We start from the raw sequence: 23211 nt of genomic DNA on the forward strand, positions 1-23211 counted from the left end.
CCCACCCTAGGTTCACCGCGGGCGATCCGCGCCCTGGGAACGGGAGCCGTAACGACGCGGTAAGAACTCGCCCGATGTCATGATTCGGTAAGCCCCGCAAGGGTTCTACGACGTTTCGGGCGGCCTTACGGTCGGCGCCGTGACTGACTTGGAAGTGGACGTCGTCCTCCCCTGCCTCGACGAAGCGGGTGCCCTCCCCGCCGTACTGGCCGGCCTGCCGCCGGGCTACCGCGCGATCGTGGTCGACAACGGCTCGGCCGACGGCTCGCCGGAAGTGGCGGCCTCGCTCGGCGCGAAGGTCGTCCACGAGCCGCGCCGCGGCTACGGCGCGGCCGTGCACGCGGGGCTGGAAGCCGCCACCGCGGACATCGTGTGCTTCGCCGACGCCGACGGGTCCCTGGACCTCGCCGACCTGCCGCGCCTGGTGACCGCGGTCGAACACGGCGCGGACCTGGCCGTCGGACGCCGGGTGCCGACCGGTCCCGGGGTGTGGCCGTGGCACGCGCGGATGGGCAATGTCGTGCTGGCGACGCTGTTGCGCGGCCGCGGGCTGCCGGTGCGGGACATCGCGCCCCTGCGCGCCGCGGACCGGCTCGCCCTCCTTCGGCTGGACGTCGCCGACCGGGCGTTCGGCTACCCCCTGGAGCTGCTGATCAAGGCCCAGCGCGCCGGGTGGCGGGTCCGGGAGTTCGACGTCCGCTACGGCGAGCGCGCCAAAGGGACGAAGTCGAAGGTGTCCGGGTCGGTGCGGGGGACGCTGCGTGCGGTCCGCGACTTCGGGCGGGTGCTGGCCCGATGACCCGTCCGTTCATCCTGCTGGTCGTGGCCAAGGCGCCCGTTCCGGGGCTGGCCAAGACCCGGCTGTGCCCGCCCGCCACTCCGGCTCAGGCGGCCGAGATCGCCGCGGCCGCGTTGCTCGACACGCTCGAGGCCGTCTGCGCGGTGCCCGGCGCCGAGCCCGTCGTCGCGATGACCGGCGATCTCGGTGCGGCCGCCCGGCCCATCGAAATCGGCATGGCGCTGCGCCACGTCACCACGATCCCGCAGCGTGGCACCGATTTCGGTGCCCGGCTGGCGAACGCCCACGCGGACGCCGCCGAGGTGCACGCCGGTCTGCCGGTCCTCCAGATCGGCATGGACACCCCGCAGGTCACGCCGGAGTTGCTCGCCGCCGCAGCCGCACCGGTCCTGCACGGCGGCCACGACTCGGTGCTCGGGCCGGCCGCGGACGGCGGCTGGTGGGCGCTGGGCCTCGCCGAGCCGCGGCACGCACAGGCCCTCGCGGACGTCCCGATGTCCCGCGAAGACACCGGTGAGCGCACACTACGCGCCCTCACCGCGTGCGGGCTGCGGCCGCGGCGCGCCGCCCAGCTGTCCGATGTGGACACGATGGCGGACGCCCGCTCGGTGGCGGCGGTGTGCCCGGGTGGCCGGTTCGCCCGCGCCGTCGCGGCGGTCGGCGGACGGGCGGTGGCGTGATGACCGCCCCGGTGAGCACCGGCCACGAGTTCGACCGCGGCCTGCTCGGCCACCAGTGCTGGCTCGAGCTGGCCAACGGCGAGCGGATCGAGCTGGCCGTGGAACGCTGGGCGGAGCCGTCCGAGGGCGACGACGTCCTGCTCGACGCGTGCTCCGGCCCCACGATCGACCTCGGGTGCGGGCCCGGCAGGCTCACCGCGGCGCTGGCCGGGCGCGGAGTCGTCGCGCTGGGCGTGGACAGCTCGCGCACGGCCGTCGGGCTGACCCGGCGTCGCGGCGGAAGCGCGTTGCAGCGCAACCTCTTCGACCGCCTGCCCGGCGAAGGGCGGTGGCGGCACGCCCTGCTCGCGGACGGCAACATCGGCATCGGCGGCGACCCGGCCACGCTGCTGCGGCGCACGGCGCGCCTGATCGCCCCCGGCGGTGACGTTCTCGTCGAGCTGGAGCCGCCCGGTCGGGGCCTGCGGCACGAGCGCGTCCGGCTCCGGCCCGGCCACGCCGACGTCGCCTGGTTCACCTGGGCCTGGGTCGGGGTCGACGCGATCGCCGAGGTCGCCGCGCGCGCCGGGTTGCGCGTCGACTGGACCACCCGGCACGGGCACCGCTGGTTCGCGCGATTGGAGCGGTCGTGAAGCTCGCGATTCCGGCAGAAGAGCAGTTCCGGGCCCCGGCGCACCACGAACGCGTGACGTCGAAGATCGGCCTGGCGCTCGCGATCACGTTCACGACGTGTTTCGTGACGGGGCTGATCAGCCACCTGATCCAGCACCCGCCGGGGTGGTTCTCCTGGCCCAGCCGCCCGGTCGGGCTCTACCGCGTCACCCAGGGTCTGCACGTGATCTCCGGCGTGGCGTCGATCCCGTTGCTGCTGGCGAAACTGTGGAGCGTCTACCCGAAGCTGTTCGGCCGGCCGCTCGTCCGCTCGCTGCCGCACGCCCTGGAGCGGATGTCGATCCTGGTGCTGTCCGGTGCGGCGTTCTTCGAGCTGACGACCGGGCTGCTGAACGTCGCGCAGAACTATCCTTGGGGCTTTTACTTCCCCCAGGTGCACTACGCGGTCGCGTGGCTGGCGATCGGCTCGATCCTGGTGCACGTCGCGGTGAAGCTGCCGATCATCCGCCGCGCACTGAGCCGGACCACCGTGGCGGAGGCGCCGGCCGAGGGGCTGTCCCGGCGGGGTTTCCTGGTGACCACCGGGCTGGCGGCCGGGGTCGCGGTCGTGGCCACCGCGGGTGCGACGGTCCCGTTCCTGCGCGGCGTCTCCGCCCTTTCCTGGCGGACCGGTAAGGGCACGCAGGACCTCCCGGTGAACCGCACGGCGGCGGCCGCGGGTGTCACGTTGTCGCCGGCCTGGCGGCTCTCGGTGTTGACCCCGCGCGGCACGGCGAAGTTCTCGCTCGACGAGCTGCGCGCCCTGCCGCAAACGACGGCGGAGCTCCCGATCGCGTGTGTGGAGGGCTGGAGCCAGTCGGCCACCTGGCGCGGGATCTCCCTGCCCACGCTCCTGAAAGCCGCCGGCGCGGCACCGGGCACGGCGGTCCGGGTGTCCTCTTCGGAGCGTGGCGGGCTGTACGGCGTCAGCGTGCTCCCCGGCGAACACACGGCCGACGAGCTGACGTTGCTGGCCTTGGAGCTGAACGGCGAGGTCCTCGCCCCCGACCACGGCTTCCCCTGCCGGATCATCGCGCCGAACCGCCCTGGCGTGCTGCAGACGAAGTGGGTCACGAAGCTGGAGGCGCTGTGAAGACCGCGCGAGTGCTCCTCGCCCTGCCGGGTCTCGCGGCACTGGTGTGGGGTGTGGTGCTGTTCGCCGAGTACGCGCTGCCCTTGCGTCCGGACGTCTTCGGGACGGTCGGCTGGATCATCGGCGGCCCGATCCTCAACGACGCGGTCATCGCCCCGCTGACGGCGCTGCTCGGCATCGTCCTGGCTCGCCGCCTGCCGCGCCCGTGGAAAGGCCCGGTCATCGCCGGCACGGTCACCACCGGCATCCTGGCGATCCTGGCGTTCCCGCTGTTCTGGCGCCCGTACGGAACCCCGCCGATGCCGGGCCTCCACGACGACACCAACCCGGCCCCCGCCCTGGCCCTCACCCTGGCAGCAGTCTGGCTGGCCGTGGCCCTGACTGCCCTCCGCCACCGTGTCGTCCCCCGAATCACCCGTGCCGTCCCGCCAATCACGCGAGATACGTCCCCAATCACGCGAAACACGTCCCCAATCACGCGAGACACGCCCCCAGACACGCAAGATGCCCGTTCCGACACACCAGCCGACCGCCCCAATCCCTGACTCCGGGCAGAAATGCGGCCACGCGCGACCGGCATCGAGTGCCTGGTCGCGCGTGGCCTTGTGGGTCCGGCCCCGAAGACGGGGGTCGAGCCGAAGTTGGTCTCGGCCGCGCCAGGGCGGCCGAGCGTCTGAACCGGATCAGTTGGGCTGGACGGGCTGGCCGCCGAACGTCACCTCGACCGTGCGGCCGTCGGCGAGCGTGAACGTCGCCTTCTCGTCCGGGGCCCGGGTGCGGACCGCCGCGACCAGCGTGTCGGCCGAGTCGATCGGGCGGTCGTCGATCTTGGTGACGACGTCGCCCGCCTTCAGGCCGGCCTTCTCCGCCGGGCTGCCGCCCTTGATGGCGCCGAGCTCGGCGCCGCCCTGCGGGGCGTCCTTGACCTCCGCGCCGATGTAGGTCTGCACCGCCTGGCCGGTCTTGATGATCGTGTCCGCGGTGCGGCGGGCCTGGTCGATCGGGATGGCGAAGCCGATGCCGACGTTGCCGCCTTCGGACGCGCCCTGGCCCTGGCCACCGGAGGCCGACTGCGGGCTGTAGATCGCGGAGTTGATGCCGATGACCTGGCCGGACATGTTCGCCAGCGGCCCACCCGAGTTGCCCGGGTTGATCGCCGCGTCGGTCTGGACCGCGTCCATCACCGTGGTCTGGTCGCCGCTGCTGCCGCCCGCGCGCACCGGCCGGTGCAGCGAGCTGACGATGCCCGAGGTGACCGTGCCGGCCAGCTCGAACGGCGAGCCGATGGCCACCACCGACTGGCCGACGCGCAGGTCGTCAGAGCGGCCGAGCTCCACCGGGGTCAGGTTGCCGACGCCGGTGACCTTGACGACCGCGATGTCGGTCGTCGGGTCGCGGCCGACGATCTTGGCGGCGGCCTTCTTGCCGTCCTGGAACACCGCCTGGATCTGGCCTCCGTTTGCGCCGACCTCGACGACGTGGTTGTTCGTCAGGATGTAGCCGTCGGTGCTGATGACGAAGCCGGAGCCCTCGCCGGCCCCCTGCTGGCCGCTGACCTGCAGCTCGACCACGCTCGGCGACAGCTTCTGCGCGACGGCCTCGACCGAGCCGGCGGGCGCGTTGCCCGTCTGCTGGGCCGGCTTCGGCGCGTCGAGCGCGTTGCTGGCCGGGCCGGACGACCCGCCGGTGAAGTACCCGACGGTCCCGCCCGCGATGCCGCCGACCAGCAGCGCGACCAGCGCGACGCCGGCGAGCAGCTTCCCGCCGGACCGCTTGGGCTCCGGCGCGGCGACGGGGTAGCCGGACGTGCCGGGCTGCCCGTACGGGTGGGGCGGCGGGTAGACGCTCTGCTGGGTCGGGCCGGACGGCATCTGCGCACCCGGGGCGGACCACGGGTTCGCGGCCTGCCCGCCGTACGCCGGATCGGCCCCGGTCACCGCGTGGTAGGACGGCTCGGAGTACTGCGGCGCACCGCCGGACTCGGGCTGGGCCTGCTCACCGTACGGGTGCCCCGCCCAACCGCCCTGGGCCGGCTGCTGGCCGGTCTCGGGGTGCCGCGGAGCCGCGGGGTCGTGCGCGCTGGGGTCGTTCTCGGTCATGTCCTCACCTTGCGCGATGGTCCTGAGAGCTTCCTGAGCCGAACCTGTGCATCGGAGATGAGTATGCCGGGATCAGCCCGCCGCGCGGAGCCGTTCCGCGATTTGCTCCGGCGTCGCGTCGTTGATCCACACCGCCATGCCCGACTCGGACCCCGCCAGGTACTTCAGCTTGTCCTTCGCGCGCAACACGGAGAACAGCTCCAGGTGGAGCCAGCCCAGCTCGCGGTCGCGGCGCACCGGTGCCTGGTGCCACGCCGCGATGTACGGCAGCGGCCGGTCGTACAGCGCGTCGCAGCGGCGCAGCACGTCCAGGTAGACGTCGGCGAAGTCGTCGCGCTCGGCGTCGGTCAGCGCGGGGATGTCCGGGACCTGCCGGTGCGGCACGATCTGCACCTGGACCGGCCAGCGGGCCGCCGGCGGCACGTACGCCGTCCAGTGCTCGCCGGACGTCACCACGCGCGCGCCGGACTTGCGTTCGGCGGCGAGCACGTCCCCGAGCACCGGGCGGCCGTGTTCGGCCTGGTAGGCGCGGGCGACTTCGAGCATCCGCTCGGTCTTCGGGGTGACGAACGGGTAGCCGTAGATCTGCCCGTGCGGGTGCGACAGCGTGACGCCGATTTCTTCGCCGCGGTTCTCGAACGGGAAGACCTGCTCGACGCCGGGCACCGCGGACAACCCGGTCGTGCGGTCCGCCCACGCGTCCACCACGGCCCGCACCTGCTCGGCGCTCAGCTGCGCGAAGGAACCGTCGTGGTTGCTGGTGAAGCAGACGACCTCGCAGCGGCCACGGCCGGGCCGCACCGGCACCAGCCCGAAACCATCCACAGTGGACGGCTCGCCGACGACGTCCTCGGCGAAGGACGGGAACCGGTTCTCGAAGACGACGACGTCGTAATCGCTTTCGGGGATCTCGCTCGGTTTGCCGGGCTTGCTCGGGCACAGCGGGCAGAGGTCCGCAGGCGGCTTGTAGGTCCGCGTCTGCCGGTGCGCGGCCATCGCGACCCACTCACCGGTCAGCGGGTCCAGCCGGATCTCCGACGCGGCCGAAACCGGCGGCAGGTCACGGGTGTCCTCGGCGACGCGGTCGGGCGCGCCGGACTGGTCGAAGTAGATGATCTCCCGGCCGTCGGCCAGGTGTCGTACGGTTCGCTTCACGCTTCTTCGGCCTCGACCGTCTCCGCCGTTTCGGCGATCATGAGTTCCCCTGCCCTTTCGGCGAGTATTTCCTTGGCCTCGTCGGAAATCCCGTCATCGGTGACGACGACGTCGGCCTCGTCCAGGTCGGCGATCGTCGAGATCCCGACGGTGCCCCACTTGGTGTGGTCGGCGAGCACGACCAGCTTGCGCCCGGCCTCGACCAGCGCGCGGTCGGTCTCGCTCTCGGTGAGGTTCGGTGTCGTGAACCCCGGCCCGTCGGCCATCCCATGCACGCCGAGGAAGACGGCGTCCAGGTGCAGCGACCGCAGGCTGTGCACGGCGACCGGCCCGACCAGCGCGTCCGACGGGGTCCGCACCCCGCCGGTGAGCACGACCGTGCGATCCGGCTGCGTCGACCCGCGGAGCACGTCGGCGACCTGGATCGAATTGGTCACGATGGTGAGCCCGGGGATGGCGTCGAGCGCCCGAGCCAGCGTCCACGTCGTGGTGCCGGCGGAGATGCCGATCGCGGTGCCGGGCCGGATCAGTGTCGCGGCGAGCTCGGCGATGGCTTCCTTCTGCGCCCGCTGGCGCACGGACTTGGCCTCGAAGCCGGGCTCGTCGGTGCTCTTGCCGACGACCGAGGTGGCGCCGCCGTACACCTTCTCGACGAGTCCCCGGCCGGCGAGGACGTCGAGGTCGCGGCGCACCGTCATGTCGGACACGCCAAGCCTGGTCACGAGGTCGCTCACGCGGACCGCACCGGTCCGGCGGGCCTCTTCCAGGATCACCGCCTGTCGCTGACGCGCCAGCACCGTTTCACTCCGTCCCGTCCAGCCAATTACACAAAATCCTACACGACTAAACACGGGATCCGCAGGGCCGACGAGGGTGAACTTCGAAACACCAGGTCATGACGTGGGCAGGAACGGACGTGCCCCGTCCCAGCCGAACAACGGGGGAGAACGCCGGTGGATGCCGCGGGCCCGGATCAGCCGGGCGCCCCCGGCAGCCGGATCGTCATCAGCGCGCCGCCTTCCGGCGCCTGCGAGGCGTACACAGCTCCGCCGTGCCGCTCGGCCGCGTGCTTCACGATCGCCAGCCCGAGACCGGAACCCGGCAGCGTCCGGGCCTCCGACGACCGGTAGAAGCGGTCGAACACCTTGGGCAGGTCCTCTTCGGCGATGCCCGGCCCGGCGTCCGCGACCTCGACGACGGCGGTGCCGTCGCCGAGCGGGTACAGCCGCACCCACACCGTCGCGTCGGGCGGCGAGAACTTGACCGCGTTGTCGAGCAGGTTCAGCACCGCGCGCTCGAGCGAGCTGTTGTCGCCGGTGAGCACCCACGGCTGCAGCGAGACGTCGAAGTTGATCTCACCCGCGCGCCGCCGCGCCCGGTCGAGCGCCCGCTCGACGACCTCCAGCAGCTCGACGCGCTCGAAGCGCTCGCGCGGCTCGTCCTGGCGCGCGAGCTCGACCAGGTCGCCGATGAGCTGCGTCAGCTCGTCGAGCTGGCCGCTGATGTCCGCGATGATGTCGACACGGTCTTCGTTTCGCAGCGGCGGCGCGCCCGGCTTGCTCGCGGCGAGCAGCAGCTCGAGGTTGGTGCGCAGCGACGTCAGCGGCGTCCGGAGCTCGTGGCCCGCGTCCGCGACCAGCTGGCGCTGGCGTTCCTGCGAGTCCGCGACCGTGCCGAGCATGGTGTTGAAGGTCTGGGTGAGCCGCGCGAGTTCGTCGTCGCCGCTGACCGGGATGGGCCGCAGGTCGCCGGTCTTGGCGACGCGCTCGGCGGCCGACGTCAGCCGGTCGACCGGGCGCAGGCCGGTGCGGGCCACCGCGGTGCCCGCCGCGGCGGCGACCAGGATGCCGGCGCCGCCGATCAGGAAGAGCACCAGCGCGAGCTCGTTCAGCGTGCGCTTGGTCGGGCCCATCGACTGGGCCAGCACGATGGCCTCGCCGTGCCCGGTCGGCAGGGCGACCACGCGGCTGTCGGAGCGGAAGTCCGTCCGCAGCGACTCCGCCGAATCGCCGTTCGCGACGGCCAGCTCGTCCGGCCCGAACGGCGGCGGCGAGCTCGACAACGGGTACGTCATCACGGCGTGCTGGACGTCGGGCGCCGCGTTGAGCTGCCCGATCTGCAGGTCGGCGCTGGCCAGGAACGCGCCGGGGACCTGCCGCAGCTCGGTCTGCACCTGCGGCGAGTTGGCCGCCGCCTGCGCGCGCGCCAGCAAGCTGTCGTCGAGCTGCTGGTAGAGGTTGCTGCGCACGACGATGTAGGCACCGATCGACACCAGCGCGACGGCGCCGGCGACGCAGGCGGCGGCGAGCAGCGTCACCCGGCCGCGCAGCGAGAACCGGCGGGCTCCCCAGCGCGTGCCGCGGGGATCGCCCGGTTCGGTCACGGCGGGGTTTCCCTCAGGACGTACCCCACCCCCCGCACCGTGTGGATCAGCCTCGGTTCCCCCTCGGCCTCCGTCTTGCGGCGCAAGTAGCCGACGTAGACCTCCAGCGCGTTGCCCGACGTCGGGAAGTCGTAACCCCATACTTCCTCCAGGATCCGGCCACGCGTGAGGACGTGCTTCGGGTAGGAAAGGAACAGTTCCAGCAGGGCGAATTCGGTCCGGGTCAGGCTGATCTCGCGGCCGCCGCGGCGGACCTCCCGCGTGCCGGGGTCGAGGGTCAGGTCCGCGAAGGCCAGGGCCTCCGAGGCCTGGCCGTTCTGGCCCTCCGGGATGGCACGGCGCAGCAGCGCCCGCAGCCGCGCGAGCAGCTCCTCGAGCGCGAAGGGCTTCGGCAGGTAGTCGTCGGCGCCGGCGTCGAGGCCGGACACCCGGTCGGAGACGGTGTCGCGCGCGGTGAGCACCAGGATCGGCAGGTCGTCGCCGGTACTGCGCAGGCGGCGCGCGACCTCCAGGCCGTCGAGCCGGGGCATCATGACGTCCAGCACCATCGCGTCCGGCCGGTCGGCGATGATCGCCTCCAGGGCCTGCGCACCGTCACTGGCCAGCTGGACCTGGTAGCCGTTGAACTCCAGGGACCGCCGGAGCGACTCACGGACGGCGCGGTCGTCGTCCACCACAAGGATGCGCATGGCGCTAGTTTTACGCAGCGTGCTGAGACCCGCCTAAGAACACACGCAGAACTCACAAAGGATTTCTCACTCGGGACCGCGCGCGACCGGCGCGTTCCAGCGCCGCCAGAGCGCGATCATCCTGATGGAAACCACGACAGCGGCCGCGACGACGGTCACGAGCCCTTCCGGCAGTTGCACAGCGTGACCGACGGCGACGAGCGCCGAGCCGGCCAGCGCGGCCACGGCGTAGATCTCCTTCCGCAGGACGAGCGGGATTTCCCGGAGCAGCAGATCGCGCACGGCCCCGCCGCCGATGCCGGTGGTCATCCCGATCAGACACGCGGCGTAGACGGTGGCGCCGGCGTTTAGCGCGATGGTCGTCCCGGCGGTGGCGAAGACGCCGAGCCCGAGCGCGTCCGCCAGGAGAACGCCCCGCCGCAGCCGCGCGACCTGCGGGTGGAAGACGAAGACGACCAGGGCGGTCCCGGCGCAGACGGCGAGGTAGGACCAGTTCCGCAGCGTCGTGGGCGGGTGGATGCCGAGCAGGACGTCCCGGATGACACCGCCGCCGAGCGCGGTGGTGAGCCCGACCACGACGACACCGAAGACATCGAGCCGCGCCCGCACCGCGGCGAGCGCGCCGGACGCGGCGAAGGCGACGAGCCCGACGAACTCCAGCTCCGTGAGCAGCATTTATTGGTCGAGCAGCCCACCGCGGTAGGCCAGCAGAGCGGCCTGCACCCGGTTGGCCGCGCCGATCTTGGAGAGCACAGCGGAGACGTACCCCTTGACGGTGGCCTCGGAGAGGTGCAGCCGTCCGCCGATCTCGGCGTTGCTCAGTCCCTGGCCGATCAGCGCGACGACCTCACGCTCGCGTTCGGACAGAGAGGCGAGCAGCTTCCGGGCGGGCTGAGCAGCGCGTTGTTCGTCCCGGTGCGACTGAACCATCCGCGCGGCCACACCCGGATCGAGGACGGCGCCCCCTCGCGCAAGGTCCCGGACGGCCCTGAGCAGGGCGGCCGGATCGATGTCCTTGAGGAGGAAGCCGTTGGCCCCGAGCCGCAGCGCGAGGCTGACGTATTCATCGATGTCGAAGGTGGTCAGCATGGCAACGGTGGGCGGGTCGGGGAGGGCGAGGATGGCCCGGAGCGCTCGAATGCCGTCGTCAGGGGCCCGCATCTTGATGTCGAGAAGGGCAACGTCGGGGTGGTAGCGCCGAGCGACCTCCACGGCGGATCTGCCATCGCTCGCCTCGCCCACGATCTCGATGTCCTGGGCCCCGGACATCATCGCGCGCAACCCCGAGCGCACCAGTTCCTCGTCGTCGGCGAACATGAGCTTGATCAACGAAGCCCTCCGCAACAGCCAGTAGGAGGCGGCTCCCCGCGTCCCGTTAACGAAGGTTACCTACTGTTGTTCAGCAGTTCGAAACCAGACACGACCAGGTGAGGCACTGGTCCGTCCAGGTCAGCTGCGGTCGGCGGTGCGCCAGGGTGTATCCGCCAGGTGAGAGGACGGTGAGAACCACTCACCTGGGTGACGACGAGAGTCGGGCCAGTCATCCGTGCCCCTGCTGCTGCGAAGGGGCCCGGCAGGCTAAGCTGACCCGGCAGTAGCAGGCCCTCGTAGCTCAGGGGATAGAGCACCGCTCTCCTAAAGCGGGTGTCGCAGGTTCGAATCCTGCCGGGGGCACCACCGGCAATCCACGACGAACATCACGGCACGAGACGGGCTCGGAAACGACTCTCCAGAGAAGATCCGGTCGTTCTCGGATGAATTCTTTGGTGAACCCATCGTAGTGTCTCATCAGCTTCTTCAAAGCCGCCGGCTCGGTACCGTGCCGGAGTGGGTACCAAAGCCGAACGCCGTGTCGCCGCCACGCTGGTTTCCGCCTACCACGAAGCGCGGCTGAATGAGCTGGTCGCCCGTGTCGCCGATGCCGTCGACCGGCACCGCGCGGGCGAGCTGGACGCCTTTGAGGTGGACAAGGTGATTCACCGTTACCAACGAGCGGCGCGGCAGCTCTGGACGTTCTGCGGCCAGTCTGGGGCCGAGGTGGAACTGGCCGCACACACGATCCGTCGCATGGCGGAGGACGGTGTCGCGGTCGACTGGTGGGAACGCGGCGGTACCCGGCATTGACGTTTTGTGCAGGCGGTACTCAACTACGGCGCTTCTTGCCCTTGGTCGTCCGGGATCGGGCCAAACCGCCCAGCGGATGCGCCTTGCGGCTCGGCTCGAACTGCTCGAACACCTCGGCCAGCTCTGCCAGCCCCACCTGGTCCGGATGTCCCGAATGCAGGACCGCTTCCCGCAGACCCGCGAGTTCGCCGTCGGGCAGTGCGCTCAGTGTCTCCGACGCTCCTTCCAGTCCGGCCGCCTCCAGCAGGACGAGGAACTGCTCGGTCATGCCGAGCAGGCGTTCCCGGTCATCCACTTCGCCGAAGTCCAGTTCGCCGCTGTCGATCAGCACGCGCGTTGCGATCGGGCCGAGGGCCGGGTCGGTGCGCAGGTCGCTTATCAGTGCATCGCCGTCCGGAAGGGAATCGGCGAGGACCTCGAGCATGTCCGACGCCAGCGTGCGGAACGGGCTTTCGCGGATGGCGTCCAGCAACACGGGCAGGCCAGGCTCCCGGCCACCATGTGCGGCCAGCCAGCCGGAAACCTCCGCCGCGGCCGTCTCCGCGGTGTAGTGACCCACGAGCGTGCTCAGCATGGGGGCTGGGGCAGCTTCGGCGAGATCACCCACCAGAGGCGCGACCCGGCCCTCCCGCAGCAGCCGCTCCCGGACCGCCCGGGTGGCCAAGGGTGTGAGGGCGACCAGGTCGACCGATGGGACGTCGAGCGCGTGCCGGATCCGGTCCTGGACATCCGGCGGGAGCTCCGGGTTCTCCGGTACCAGGTCCATGCTGTACATCGGGTCGGGCGGGCCCACCGTCAGCTCGACCGCGCCGATCTCGGCCAGCTTGTCGAGCAGCCGGCGAAACTCCAGTGCGAGGCCGTCCCGCCACAGCGGCTCTGTCGACGGTTCCAGATCGAAGTAGGCGTGTTCGATGCAGGCCAGCCACACGCTTTCGGCGAGCCGGACCACCGGGATCGGCTCCGGCATGCCATAGATCGAGTTGAGCACGTCCGGGAGCACGATGTCGAGGTTCTCGTCGAGAAGCTGCGCGTACCCCGGAGCCCAACCACTCTGCTTGACCAGCAAGCCCCGCGAAGGAAGCGCGTCGAACGCCGCCGCCCACAACTCGAGAGCGTTCTTCACCAGCGGCGCCGCCTTCGCCACGCGCACGAGCTTGCCCTTGACTACCCGGACGACCCGGGTGCGCTTGGCGAGTTCGAAAACGATGGCGAGGTGCGGCAGGTCGGCGCTGCTGCGGACGGGGTACACCTTGTCGCCGCCGTCCCATTCGAGCACATCGCCGGTGCCGAGCAGCGACACCAGATCGCTAGCGTCGGCCAGTTTCAGGTTCCCGGTGCTGGTCAACGCGCGGCCGTCACCCACCCAGTCGACGAGCTTCCGCAGCTGGGTCACGATCAGCGAGGCTTCGGCGGCGTCCGCAAGCTCCGAATCGACCGGCAGCGACACCGCCGGCTGCGGAAAAGCCCGTTCGGTCTGCTCGGTGAACTGCCTGGCGACGAGCCGGTCCAGGAGTTCGGCGTCGTAACTGTGCCGCCCCTCGCTCACCTCGGCGAAGAACGCGTTCAACGCCTCGTGGTCCGAGGGCTCGATCCCCTTGCGGGCCGCAGTCATCACCCAGTACTTGGCGACGCCGAAATTGTCTTCGTCGGCCATCACGGCCGGAAACTCGGCGGATGCCTTCGTGACTGCGCCCTCGAGGTCCGCCAGTGGCTCGCCCGTGGGGTCGGCCAGCCCGGTCTGGTGGAGGTACCGGAGGAACATCCGCAGTGTTTCGGGCACGAGGACGGCCTCGTCGGCGGTAGCCGACAGCGTGCGCGGCACGTAAGACAACAGGAACTCGCGGACCTGCGCGGTGGTCCACCAGGTCAGCCGCCCGTCGACGGACGTGTGCCGGAACTCGAGTGCCGAAACCACGGCATACGGGTCGACCTCGCAGCCCTGAGCGGCAGCCCACTTCGTGAAGCGCCGAACCACAAGATCCTGCCCCGCTTCGAAGCCTTGACGGTCGTCCTGGTCGTAGTAGGTACGCACCCGGTCCCCTTCTGTCGCCTACCGGCAAGGTAGTGAAGGGAGCCGGATCGTCTGCACCCGGGCGTCAGAGCTGATCCGCCCATCGGGCTCCGTACACCAGCCCGGGCGTGAGGTGGCGGAACTGCAGGTGCACCTCCCCCACCGCATCCACCTGTAGCACCCGGCCGCGGTAGCGCGGGTCCGGGATGTCCCTCTCGAACGCGCCGTCCAGTGCCAGCACCTCCGAAGGGCCCGCCTTTCCGAACCGCACGCGCAGGTCGAACACCTCGCAGCGGTGCCGCGGGAGGTAGACCAGGCGCGTTTTCGGCTCTGCCGGGAACACTGCCGCGAACTCCCAAGACTCTCCGCGGGAGAGCGCGCGTGGCAGCTCCACCGTTCCCTCCGAAAGCGTCCCGCCGTACAGCACCGTGCCCGCGGGAACCGCCAGGTCGAACGACCGGAGATCGTCCTGGTCCGCCACCAGCCGGTGCTGCTCGAACACGCACGACTCCTCGAGCACCAGCGCCATCGTCAACGACAAGGTGTGCCAGTTGCCGGGCGTGGACGAAGCAGGGGATGCCAGCGCCAGCTCGGCCAGCAGCTCGATCGCCTCGTCCACGCGGCGACGGACCGTGCGCGGGTCGCGGTCGACGCGGAGAGCGGCCCAACGCATGCGGTCCTGGTACAGCGGCTGGCGGGCCTCCGGTGTGATCGCGAAGGCCGCCAACGCCGCCAGGCGGAGGTCCTCGGGCAACTGCGAAGACAATTCGGACAGACGGTCCGACACCTTGGCGCGGATCGTCACCATCCCGTCCCCGTCCGACACCTCGCACGCCGACCGCAAGGCAGGCCCCACCCGGTCCTCGACACGGCCGGCCAAGGCTCGGCCCTTGCGCAACGTCTTCAGCTCCCGGACCAGCTCAGCGCGCTCCACCGGCTTCTCCTTCAGTGCGTTTCCATGGCAACCCCTTTGCGATCCCCGGTGCCGACAGGGTGCGGTCGGCCGGTGGACGGGAAGTGGACAGAACGTGCATCACCGAAGCGATCAACGCCGTACCCACGCGGACTCCGTCGCGGCCCAGGTACGTGCGGAAGGTTCCGATTCGGCCGAGAGCCTCCTCATCCGCGTCGCCCAGGCCGAACGTCACCACGCGGGGACAGCGGGGCCACGCCGGGTCGGTCAGCGAAGCAAACGCCGAAGGCCACGTCACCGGGTCCGTCGGCTGGCCGTCCGACAGGAAGAACACCAGGGGGCGGTGGACCACCAGGCGGTGGCGCTCCAAAGCGAGCACATCGCGGTCGATCGCCGAACGCAGGAACGTGAACAGCGGGCCGAAGTTCGTGCCCGCGCACGGGCCCGGCTCGGGCAGCTCGCCGAGGTCGTCCATCGGCAGCAACGACTGGACCACCTGCGGTTTCTCGCCGAAGCCGACCACGCTGCAGTACACGCGGCCGGCCAGTGACGCGTCCGCGTGGACGGCGCCGCGGAACTCGCGCAGCCCCGTGTGCAGCTCGTCGATGTGGTCGGCCATCGAAAGCGAGACATCGCAGGCGAGGTAACACGGCAACACGTCGGACCCCATATCGGTTTCTCCTTCACACCCCTGATCGACCGGCGGAGTTTGCCAACCCCGCGTGCATCGAACGTGGAACAAATGCGGATTTCCGAAACCCGGACGGCCGATTTCGCGACAGCAAAAGAGGACAGCAAGCTGACGCCGGGGAGGCCGCGTGGAGTTTCGGATGCTCGGCCCGCTCGAGGCGTGGCACGACGGCGTGCCGGTGCCGCTGGGCGACCAGCAGCAGCGGTTCGTCCTCGTCGTGCTGCTCCTGCACGCCAACAAGCCCGTGACGCCCGCCCGCCTCGCCGAAATCGTCTGGGCCGACCGCGAAGCCAAGCCCACCCTGGTGCGCAGCTACATCAAGCGGCTGCGGGACGTCGTGCAGGAAGCCGGCGACGTGAGCATCGAGACGACCCCGACCGGCTACCTGCTGCGGATCGGCGAGGACCAGCTCGACACCACGCGGTTCAACCGGCTGCGCGCCGACGCCGCGGACGCCCGTGTCGACGACCCCCGCCGGGCGATCACCCTGCTGCGCGAAGCCGCCGGCCTCTGGCGCGGGAAGTTCCTCGAAGACATCGACATCGACCGCGTCGGCGGCGCCGAAGTGATCTCGCCGGACGAGAGCTACTCCGACGTCGTCGGCGACCTGGCCGAACTCGAGCTGGAGTCCGGTGACCACCGCTCGGCGCGCGACCGGCTGCGGCCGCTCGTCCAGGCCGATCCGGCCAGCCAGAAGCACGCCGAACTCCTGATGCGCGCGCTGCTCGCCGGCGGCGACCGGGTCGCGGCCCTGCGCGTTCACCACGGCACCCGCGACGCCCTCGCCGCCCTGCGGATGGCGCCCGGGCCGGTGCTGCGCAAGCTCGCCGCGCGGGCCGAACAGGGCGATCCGCCCAGTTCGCTGCCGTCCCGGCCCGGCGGGTTCACCGGGCGGGCCGCGGAAATCGCCACCATCGAGGCGGCCGCGGCGGCCGGACGGCGGGCGGTCTGGATCAGCGGGGCGCCCGGCGCCGGCAAGTCCGGCCTGGCGATCGAGGCCGCCCACCGGCTGCGCGACCGGTTCCCCGACGGCCAGCTCCTGGCGCGCCTCAACGGGTTCACCCCCGGTGTCCCCTCGACCAGCGTCGGCGACGCCCTCAGCGAGCTGCTGGTCGAGCTCGGGGTGCCCGCCGAGCAGATCCCGGCCACCGTCGGCCGGAAGGTCACGCTCTACCAGGCGACGCTCTGGGGCACGCGCACACTGGTCGTGCTGGACAACGCCGCGTCGCCGGAGCAGATCCGGCCGCTGCTGCCCGAAGCGGACGGCTGCCTGGCCGTCGTCACCAGCCGGCGGATGGGCGACGCCGACACCGGCGAAAACATCCGGCTCTCGCCGTTGCCGCCGGAGGAGGCCGCCGAGCTGTTCCACGCGCTCGCCGGGCCGGCGCGGCTGCGCGGCCGGGCGGCCGGTGTCGCCGAGGTGGTCCGGCGGTGCGGCTTCCTGCCGATGCCCATCCGCGTGGCGGCCGCGCTGTTCCGGCGGCACGACCGGTGGCCGCTGGAGCACCTGCTGCGCCTGCTCGAAGAAAACGGGCCGTGGGGCGAGGACGGCGGCGTCGCCGCGGTCCGGGTGTCCTACCGGCAGCTCGCGGAACCGCAGCGCGCCATGTTCCGGCTGCTGGGCGGGCTGCCCGGCCCGGACGTCGACGTCGCCGGCGGCGCGGCCCTGGCCGGCTGCGACGTCGCCGAGGCGCGGTCGCTGCTCGACGACCTCCACGAGGTCAGCCTGCTGGAGGAGGCCGCGCCCGAGCGGTACCAGATGCTCGACCCGCTCAAGGAGTTCGCCGCCGGCGAGCCGGCGTCCGAACCCGCGCTGGTGCGGCTGCTCGACTACTACCTGGTGACGCTGGCGGCCGCGGTCCGCGCCGCGTACCCCTTCGACCGTGCGCAGCTGCCGTCGACGACGGACCGCTCCTGCGCGGTGACGCCGATGTTCGCCGACGCCGACGCCGGGCTGCGGTGGATCGTCGGCGAACGCGACAACCTCGTGGCCGCCGTCCACTACGCCGCCGGGCACGCGCTGCCCGAGCACACCTGGCGCCTCGCCGTGCTGCTGTGGCGCTACTTCAACACGACGAACCAGTTCGAGGACTGGATCGGCACGCTCGAGCTCGCCTGGAAGATCGTCGCCGCCGACCGGGGCAACGACTACGGCCAAGCGCACGTGCTGCTGCGGCTGGCCACCGCGCACGACCGGCGCGGGCAGCTCGCCGAGGCACTCGAACTCGCCGCCAAGGCCCTGCCCAAGTGGCGCCGCCTCGGGGACCCGCGCGGCGAAGCGGCGACGCTGTGCGCGCTCGCGATCCCGACCATGGAACTGGGCCGGCACGAGCAGGCGATGGCGCACCTCGAGGCCGCGCTGGCCAAGTACGAGCAGACCGAAGACCGGCGGGGCGAAGCCCACGCGCTGAGCATGCTCGGCTACCTCAACGAACTCCACGGCAACCTCCGGATCGCCCTGCGGCAGCACGAATCCGCCGCGCGGATGCTGCGGGAGATCGGCCACGTCCAAGGGCTGGCGCACGCGCTCAACAACCTCGGGTCCGTGCAGGAACGGCTCGGCCTGCTCACCGAAGCGCTGACCAGCTACACGGACGCGCACGGGCACGCCGCCGAAGTCGGCGACCGCTGCGTCGAGGCCTACGCGCTGAACAACCTCGGGAACGTGCACCGGCAGCGCGGCCGGTTCGCCGAAGCCGTCCGCTACCACGACAAGGCCCGGGACGTGGCGGCGAACGTGCCGGACGCCGACCTGCGCACCCAGCTCTACCTCGACCGCGGTGCGACGGCGCTGGCCAGGGGCGCCTGCCACGACGCGCTCACCGCCGGCAAATCGGCGCTGGACCTGGCCGACGGCAGCGGGAACCGCGCCTACCGGGCCCGGGCCCACCGCGGCGTCGCCGAGACGCTGCACGCGATGGGCGACCACGAAGGCGCGGTCGCCCACTGGGCCGCGGCCGAGGCCGAATTCGCCGCGCTCGACCTGCCGGAGGCCGGCGAGGTGCGCGAAGCGCGTTCGGCGCTGGAGTGCGCCTGCGGTCCCCGCTGAACGAAGCCGTGAGTGGCTGCCCCCGACACAGCCACTCACGGCGAGCCCTCAACCGTGCCAGGGGTTGCCGTCGGTGGTGGGCGTCGGCGTCGGGGTGACGACGGGGGCGGCCGGCGCGCCACCGCCGCCGTCGTCCGCGTAGGCGGTGGTGGAGCCGATCACGGGCAGTGCGGCGAGCGCGCAGATCGCGAGCGCCGGGCCACCGATTTTGGCCAGCTTCTTGAACATGGCGAATCCCTCCTCGGGAATGGTGATTCCGAGCGCTTCGGACAATTTCTGCGCCCTACACCGAGGATTCGTCAGCCGGGAATCTCCGACAAGGGGTTTCCTGTTTCATAAACGAATGGGAAACAGGACGACCAGCGCACCGGCCAGGAGCAGGCCCGCCGCGGCGATGAGCGCGATCGACGTTGTCGTGCCCGCCAGCAGGGCGCCCAGGATCGCCACCCCGAGCGCGGCACCCGTCTGACGGGCGGCGTTCAACGCTCCACCGGCGACCCCGGTCAGGTCGGGCGGAGCCGAGGCGACCACGGCGGTCAGCAGTGACGGAATCGCCAGCGAGACCCCGAAGCCCAGCAGCGCGAGGGCGACGACCGAGAGGACCGCCGAGGCCGAGTACGCCTGAAGCAGTGTGCCCGCCGACATCAGGGAGAAACCGGAGACCGCCGGGATCCGGGGCCCGATCCTCGCCACCAGACGGCCGGTGAAAATCGGATTGAACGCCGTCGGGATCGTCAACGGGAGAAAGGCCAACCCGGTCAGCGACGGCGGATAACCCCGAGTTTCCTGGAAATACAGCGACAACACGAACAGCACGCCCGACAACCCGAAGTTCACGATCGCGCCCGCCACCAGTCCCAGCGGGAACGCGCGGTTGCGGAACAAGCGCGCCGGGAGCATCGCCTCGGGGCGGCGCTGGGACCGGACGAACACCGCGGCCGCGGCGGCGGAGAGCAGCAAGGGACCCCACGAACTCTCGATCAGGGCGTACGTCAAAGCCGACAAAGCGACTACTGCCGAAACCTGGCCCGTGAGGTCGGTCCGGCCGGGCTTCGCCGGCGTCGGGGGTGCGGACCGGGACAGCGCGAACGCGACCGCGGCCACCGGGACGTTGACCAGGAAGATCGCCCGCCAGCCGAACGCCTGCGTCAAGAGACCACCCAGGAGCGGGCCCGCCACCAGGCCGGTTCCGCTCACCGCGGCCCACACCCCCATCGCCTTCGCCCGCGCGGCGGGCACCGGGTAGGCCGCCGCGATCAGCGACAGCGATGAAGGGACCAGCAGGGCGCCCGCCACGCCGAGCAGGGCGCGGAGGGCGATCAGCGACGGCGTCGAGAACGACAGCGCCGACAAACCGGACAGCACCGCGAACGAGACCAGACCGGCGGAGAACACCCGGCGGGCGCCGAACCGGTCGGACCACGCACCCGCCGTCAGCAGGAACGCCGCGAACGTCAGCGTGTAGCCGTTGGAAATCCATTGCTGCGCCGGTAAAGACGGCGAGAGAGCCGGGAGCGCGACCGTCACGATCGTCGTGTCCAGCATGACCAGGAAGTAGCCCAGCGAAAGGCCGGTGAGGAGTCTTGCCACCCCGAAAGCCTGGACGCTCGGTGACCTCGGCGGAAGCAGGGAGTTACGATGGCCGGTATCGGGAACGCCGATGGGGGATGCCATGGAACTGCGCCACCTGCGCACCTTCCGCGCCGTCGCGCGGACGCTCAACTTCACCCACGCCGCCGCCGAGCTGCACTACGCGCAGTCCAGCGTCACCGAGCAGATCCAGGCCCTGGAAGCCGAACTCGGCTCGAAACTGTTCGACCGCGGGCGGCGGCTGCGGCTCACCGGCGCCGGGGAACGGCTCGTCGGCTACGCGGACCAGGTGCTCGAACTCGTCGAGGAAGCCCGGGCCGCGGTCGACGAGGAGCGCGGTGAGCCCGAAGGCGACCTGACCATCGGTGCCCTGGAAACGCTGTGTGCGCATCGGATCCCGGCCCTCTTCGGCGCGTACCGGACGCGGTGGCCGCGCGTGCGGGTCAGGCTGGAAGAAGGCAGCCGCGGCGAGCTCTACGGCGCCGTGCAACGGTCCGCAATGGACGTTTGCTTCACCTTCGGCGAGCCACCCGCCGACCCGGCGCTCGCCAGTGCGTCGCTGGGCACCGAGCCACTCGTCGTCATCGCCCCGCCCGGACATCCGTTGGCGGGCAAGGAGGAAATCCGGCCCGGCGACCTCGACGGCGTCGGCTTCCTCGCGACGCCGAAAGGCTGCGGCTTCCGGGAGATGCTGGACCGGATCGACGGGCCCGTCGTCGAGGCGGAAGTGGGCAGCCTCGCCGCCCTCGCGCGGTGCGTCGCCGCCGGCCTGGGGTGCGGGCTCGTGCCCGCCCTCGTCGAGCACGAGGGCGCGATCGCCGTTCCCCTGGCCGGGGCGACCACCGACGTCACCATGACGTGGCGGCGGCGCGACGAGCACAAGCCGAGCGTCGCCGCACTGCTCGCCACCGCCTACGCGTTGTCCAACACGGACAGCATTTCCTCGGGCAGCTCCAAGGTGAAGGCCGGCGCGATCGATTCGTAGTGTTCCCAGGTGCGCGGGCCGATCAGCGGAATGGCGCCCTTGTGCAGCAGCCACGCCAGCGCCACCTGGTTGCCCGACGCCCCCAGCGAAGACGCGACCTTCGCGACCGCCGCCAGGCGGGCTTCCGAGTCCGGCCCCGCGTAGGACCGCCAGAACTGCGTGGACTCGCGGTAGGCGGCGTCGTCGTAGATTCCGCGCAGCAGCGAGGAATACGCCGCCAGCGAGACGTCCGGGTGACCGGAAAGCCAGTCCAGCAGCTCACCCCCGGCGATGGACGGGACGTCGGCGCCGGCCGGGCGCAGGTACGAGTGCTGGACCTGGACCGCCACCGGCGATGCCCAGCCGTTCGCCAGAGCCAGCGCGCGGATGCGCTCGAGCCGCCACGTCCGGACGTTGCTCCAGCCGATGTACCGCACCTTGCCGGCCCGGACCAAGGAGTCCAATGCGGACAGTGTCTCCTCGAGCGGCGTGGCCCGGTCGTCCACGTGGACGTAGTAGAGGTCGATGTGGTCGGTGCCCAGGCGCCGTAGGCTGGCCTCCGCCTCGCGCTCGATCACCGCGGCACTCGCCCCTTCGTACGTGCGCTCCCTCGCTGCCCAGTCCGACGTGCCGTCCGGACGGATGGCCGCACGAGCCGCGGGGAGGTCCGTGATGCCCGCCGCCACCTTCGTCGCCAGGAACACCCGGTCGCGCCGGCCGCGCAGCAGCTTGCCGAGCAGCGATTCGCTCTCGCCGCCGGAGTACTCCTCGCCGGCCCACCAGGCGTAGCAGTTCGCCGTGTCCAGGAAATCGCCGCCGGCGTCGAGGTACGCGTCCAGAATGCGAGCCGACGTCGGCTCGTCCGTCGAGGTGCCCATCGTCATGCAGCCCAGCGACACCTGGCTCACGTACTGGCCGGTCCGGCCCAGTTCCACCTTCTCCATGCCGACCACGCTAAGCCGGAATCGGTCCGGTACTACAGTCCAATCCCGTGGTGGAATCACAGACCGATTGGGGCGTGCTGCTGGAGCTGAGCGGACCGGGCCCCAAGCACGAACAGCTGGCCAGGGCCCTGCGGCAGGCGATCCGGGACGGCGTCCTGACCGGCGCCGTCCCGCCGAGCCGCCGGCTCGCCGCCGACCTCGGGTGCTCGCGGTGGGTGGTCACGCAGGCCTACGCCCAGCTCGTCGCCGAGGGGTACCTGGCCGGGCGCACCGGGTCGGCCACCCGGGTCCGGCGGGTGGGTGGCGCGGTGGCGGCGAAGGAACCGGCGCACGCGGCGCCGCCCCGGTACGACCTCGCTCCGGGCCTGCCCGACCTGCGGAACTTTCCCCGCCGGCCGTGGGCGGAAGCGGTGCGCGAGGTCCTCGCGACCACGCCGCACACCGACTTCGGGTTGCCCGAACCGGGCGGCCACCCCCGGCTGCGGCGGGTCCTGGGTGAGTACCTCCGGCGCGTCCGCGGCGCCGCGCCCGGCACCGTGCTGGTCTGCGGCGGCGTCACCGACGGCGTGACCGGCGTGTGCCGCGCCCTGGTCGAGCGCGGCAGCACGCGGCTGGCCGTCGAAGATCCCGGGTGGACGCGGTTGCGGCGGGCGGCCGAAGACACCGGGATGACCGTCGACCCGGTGCCGGTCGACGACGAAGGCATCGACGTCGGGCGGATTCCGGCGGGCGTCCGCGCCGTGCTCGTCACGCCCGCGCACCAGTTCCCCACCGGCTCGGTCCTCTCGCCACGCCGTCGGGCCGAACTCCTCGGCTGGGCGCGAGACGTCGACGGCCTGATCCTCGAAGACGACTACGACGCCGAGTTCCGGTACGACCGGCGGCCCGTCGGCACTGTCCAGGGCACCGACCCGGCGCGGGTCGCGCTCTTCGGGTCGGTGAGCAAGACGCTCAGCCCCGCGCTCGGGCTCGGCTGGGCCGTGCTACCTCCACAGTGGACAGTGCGGGCGCACCCGCCACCCGTGGTCGACCAGCTCGCGCTCGCCGGCTTCGTCGAAAGCGGCGGCTACGACCGGTACCTGCGCGGCGCCCGGCTGCGGTACCGCGCCCGGCGCGACCGGCTCGTCGCCGCGCTCGGGCCCGCGCGGCTCTCCGGGGCCGCCGCCGGGCTACACCTCCTGCTCCACCTCGACCAGGACGCCGCGGCGGTGGTCCGGAAGGCGAAGGCGGCCGGCGTCAAGGTGGCCGATCTCGACGGCTACCGGACCGCGCCGGGCGAGCCCGCGCTCGTCCTCGGCTACGGCAACCTCGCCGACTCCGGCGTCGAAGCGGCCGCGCGGCTGCTGCGGCAGGCGATGACAACGGCTTGACCTGGT

General features: G+C 71.7%; 22 protein-coding genes and 1 tRNA gene. 10 read left to right on the forward strand and 13 right to left on the reverse strand.

The window, feature by feature from the left end; all coding sequences use genetic code 11:
• Positions 1-154: 154 nt before the first annotated feature.
• Genes ACFVYA_RS14045 through ACFVYA_RS14065 form a run of 5 tightly spaced genes read left to right on the forward strand, consistent with a single transcriptional unit; the run spans position 155 to position 3768 of the window.
• Entirely contained in the window at positions 155-799 is a 645-nt protein-coding gene (locus ACFVYA_RS14045) for a glycosyltransferase family 2 protein (RefSeq protein WP_387045119.1), read from the forward strand.
• Positions 796-1479, forward strand: coding sequence for a DUF2064 domain-containing protein (locus ACFVYA_RS14050; protein WP_387045005.1), 684 nt, complete (start codon positions 796-798; stop codon positions 1477-1479). The genes ACFVYA_RS14045 and ACFVYA_RS14050 overlap by 4 nt, the downstream gene beginning before the upstream one ends.
• A complete protein-coding gene (locus ACFVYA_RS14055) occupies positions 1479-2111 on the forward strand; it encodes a class I SAM-dependent methyltransferase (RefSeq protein ID WP_285986385.1) in 633 nt (210 codons plus the stop codon). The genes ACFVYA_RS14050 and ACFVYA_RS14055 overlap by 1 nt, the downstream gene beginning before the upstream one ends.
• A complete protein-coding gene (locus tag ACFVYA_RS14060) occupies positions 2108-3223 on the forward strand; it encodes a molybdopterin-dependent oxidoreductase (protein ID WP_387045006.1) in 1116 nt (371 codons plus the stop codon). Before ACFVYA_RS14055 ends, ACFVYA_RS14060 begins: the two co-directional genes overlap by 4 nt.
• 11 nt (positions 3224-3234) lie before the next feature.
• Positions 3235-3768, forward strand: a complete 534-nt coding sequence (locus ACFVYA_RS14065) for a hypothetical protein (protein ID WP_387045007.1) — start codon at positions 3235-3237, stop codon at positions 3766-3768.
• A gap of 138 nt (positions 3769-3906) precedes the next feature.
• On the opposite strand, the gene ACFVYA_RS14070 is transcribed toward ACFVYA_RS14065, so the two are convergent.
• The 7 genes from ACFVYA_RS14070 to ACFVYA_RS14100 all read right to left on the reverse strand — a co-directional run bounded on the left by ACFVYA_RS14070 (position 3907) and on the right by ACFVYA_RS14100 (position 10878).
• Positions 3907-5322, reverse strand: a complete 1416-nt coding sequence (locus tag ACFVYA_RS14070) for a S1C family serine protease (RefSeq protein WP_285986388.1) — start codon at positions 5320-5322, stop codon at positions 3907-3909.
• 72 nt (positions 5323-5394) lie between these two features.
• Positions 5395-6477, reverse strand: coding sequence for a galactose-1-phosphate uridylyltransferase (galT, locus tag ACFVYA_RS14075; protein WP_387045008.1), 1083 nt, complete (start codon positions 6475-6477; stop codon positions 5395-5397).
• Complete coding sequence (locus tag ACFVYA_RS14080) at positions 6474-7274, reverse strand: DeoR/GlpR family DNA-binding transcription regulator (RefSeq protein WP_285986390.1); 801 nt, start codon at positions 7272-7274, stop codon at positions 6474-6476. The genes galT and ACFVYA_RS14080 overlap by 4 nt, the downstream gene beginning before the upstream one ends.
• 176 nt (positions 7275-7450) lie before the next feature.
• The gene (locus ACFVYA_RS14085) at positions 7451-8860 is read right to left on the reverse strand and encodes a HAMP domain-containing sensor histidine kinase (protein WP_285986391.1); all 1410 of its coding nucleotides are present in this window, start codon (positions 8858-8860) and stop codon (positions 7451-7453) included.
• Positions 8857-9549, reverse strand: coding sequence for a response regulator transcription factor (locus ACFVYA_RS14090; RefSeq protein WP_013230061.1), 693 nt, complete (start codon positions 9547-9549; stop codon positions 8857-8859). Before ACFVYA_RS14090 ends, ACFVYA_RS14085 begins: the two co-directional genes overlap by 4 nt.
• Before the next feature lie 66 nt (positions 9550-9615).
• The gene (locus ACFVYA_RS14095; protein WP_387045010.1) at positions 9616-10224 is read right to left on the reverse strand and encodes a trimeric intracellular cation channel family protein; all 609 of its coding nucleotides are present in this window, start codon (positions 10222-10224) and stop codon (positions 9616-9618) included.
• Positions 10225-10878 carry a response regulator transcription factor gene (locus ACFVYA_RS14100; protein ID WP_003087851.1) on the reverse strand — a complete coding sequence of 218 codons (654 nt, stop codon included), beginning with the start codon at positions 10876-10878 and terminating at the stop codon, positions 10225-10227.
• 272 nt (positions 10879-11150) lie between these two features.
• Between ACFVYA_RS14100 and ACFVYA_RS14105 the strand changes: the two genes are divergently transcribed.
• Together ACFVYA_RS14105 and ACFVYA_RS14110 are read left to right on the forward strand one after the other, a co-directional pair.
• Positions 11151-11226 (forward strand) — tRNA-Arg (locus tag ACFVYA_RS14105).
• Positions 11227-11376: 150 nt separating this feature from the next.
• Positions 11377-11673, forward strand: a complete 297-nt coding sequence (locus ACFVYA_RS14110) for a hypothetical protein (RefSeq protein ID WP_387045011.1) — start codon at positions 11377-11379, stop codon at positions 11671-11673.
• Between the two features lie 19 nt (positions 11674-11692).
• Here ACFVYA_RS14110 and ACFVYA_RS14115 read toward each other — a convergent pair whose 3' ends face one another.
• From ACFVYA_RS14115 to ACFVYA_RS14125, 3 genes are all read right to left on the reverse strand, one after another.
• A complete protein-coding gene (locus ACFVYA_RS14115) occupies positions 11693-13495 on the reverse strand; it encodes a hypothetical protein (RefSeq protein ID WP_387045012.1) in 1803 nt (600 codons plus the stop codon).
• A 274-nt stretch (positions 13496-13769) separates the two neighbouring features.
• Positions 13770-14618, reverse strand: a complete 849-nt coding sequence (locus tag ACFVYA_RS14120) for a hypothetical protein (protein WP_387045013.1) — start codon at positions 14616-14618, stop codon at positions 13770-13772.
• On the reverse strand, positions 14605-15267 hold the full coding sequence (locus ACFVYA_RS14125) for a hypothetical protein (RefSeq protein WP_387045014.1): 663 nt from the start codon (positions 15265-15267) through the stop codon (positions 14605-14607). The genes ACFVYA_RS14120 and ACFVYA_RS14125 overlap by 14 nt, the downstream gene beginning before the upstream one ends.
• Positions 15268-15415: 148 nt before the next feature.
• On the opposite strand from ACFVYA_RS14125, the gene ACFVYA_RS14130 reads away from it, so the two are divergent.
• Positions 15416-18337 (forward strand): tetratricopeptide repeat protein, encoded by a 2922-nt coding sequence (locus tag ACFVYA_RS14130; RefSeq protein ID WP_387045016.1) that lies wholly within the window; start codon positions 15416-15418, stop codon positions 18335-18337.
• A gap of 48 nt (positions 18338-18385) precedes the next feature.
• Here the strand turns inward: ACFVYA_RS14130 and ACFVYA_RS14135 are convergent, their stop codons facing one another.
• Together ACFVYA_RS14135 and ACFVYA_RS14140 are read right to left on the reverse strand one after the other, a co-directional pair.
• Positions 18386-18610 carry a hypothetical protein gene (locus ACFVYA_RS14135; RefSeq protein WP_285986587.1) on the reverse strand — a complete coding sequence of 75 codons (225 nt, stop codon included), beginning with the start codon at positions 18608-18610 and terminating at the stop codon, positions 18386-18388.
• A 60-nt stretch (positions 18611-18670) separates the two neighbouring features.
• The gene (locus tag ACFVYA_RS14140) at positions 18671-19927 is read right to left on the reverse strand and encodes an MFS transporter (protein ID WP_387045018.1); all 1257 of its coding nucleotides are present in this window, start codon (positions 19925-19927) and stop codon (positions 18671-18673) included.
• An 82-nt stretch (positions 19928-20009) separates the two neighbouring features.
• Here ACFVYA_RS14140 and ACFVYA_RS14145 point away from each other — a divergent pair, with 82 nt between their 5' ends.
• A complete protein-coding gene (locus ACFVYA_RS14145) occupies positions 20010-20912 on the forward strand; it encodes a LysR family transcriptional regulator (RefSeq protein WP_387045020.1) in 903 nt (300 codons plus the stop codon).
• Here ACFVYA_RS14145 and ACFVYA_RS14150 read toward each other — a convergent pair.
• A complete protein-coding gene (locus ACFVYA_RS14150; protein WP_387045022.1) occupies positions 20840-21835 on the reverse strand; it encodes an aldo/keto reductase in 996 nt (331 codons plus the stop codon). The two genes, ACFVYA_RS14145 and ACFVYA_RS14150, sit on opposite strands and share 73 nt — an antisense overlap.
• A 47-nt stretch (positions 21836-21882) precedes the next feature.
• Between ACFVYA_RS14150 and ACFVYA_RS14155 the strand changes: the two genes are divergently transcribed.
• Positions 21883-23205: a PLP-dependent aminotransferase family protein gene (locus ACFVYA_RS14155; protein ID WP_387045024.1), complete on the forward strand. Its 1323-nt coding sequence runs from the start codon at positions 21883-21885 to the stop codon at positions 23203-23205.
• The last annotated feature ends 6 nt before the right edge of the window (positions 23206-23211 follow it).

Origin of the sequence: Amycolatopsis sp. NPDC058278, from assembly GCF_042881395.1 — a bacterium.
Classification (GTDB): Bacteria; Actinomycetota; Actinomycetes; order Mycobacteriales; family Pseudonocardiaceae; genus Amycolatopsis.

Bases quoted from the DNA above. Each gene is read 5' to 3' on its own strand.
- ACFVYA_RS14050 (WP_387045005.1), top strand. From the start codon at position 796: ATGACCCGTCCGTTCATCCTGCTGGTCGTGGCCAAGGCGCCCGTTCCG.
- ACFVYA_RS14055 (WP_285986385.1), top strand. From the start codon at position 1,479: ATGACCGCCCCGGTGAGCACCGGCCACGAGTTCGACCGCGGCCTGCTC.
- ACFVYA_RS14070 (WP_285986388.1), bottom strand. From the start codon at position 5,322: ATGACCGAGAACGACCCCAGCGCGCACGACCCCGCGGCTCCGCGGCAC.
- ACFVYA_RS14090 (WP_013230061.1), bottom strand. From the start codon at position 9,549: ATGCGCATCCTTGTGGTGGACGACGACCGCGCCGTCCGTGAGTCGCTC.
- ACFVYA_RS14095 (WP_387045010.1), bottom strand. From the start codon at position 10,224: ATGCTGCTCACGGAGCTGGAGTTCGTCGGGCTCGTCGCCTTCGCCGCG.
- ACFVYA_RS14125 (WP_387045014.1), bottom strand. From the start codon at position 15,267: ATGGGGTCCGACGTGTTGCCGTGTTACCTCGCCTGCGATGTCTCGCTT.
- ACFVYA_RS14145 (WP_387045020.1), top strand. From the start codon at position 20,010: ATGGAACTGCGCCACCTGCGCACCTTCCGCGCCGTCGCGCGGACGCTC.
- ACFVYA_RS14150 (WP_387045022.1), bottom strand. From the start codon at position 21,835: ATGGAGAAGGTGGAACTGGGCCGGACCGGCCAGTACGTGAGCCAGGTG.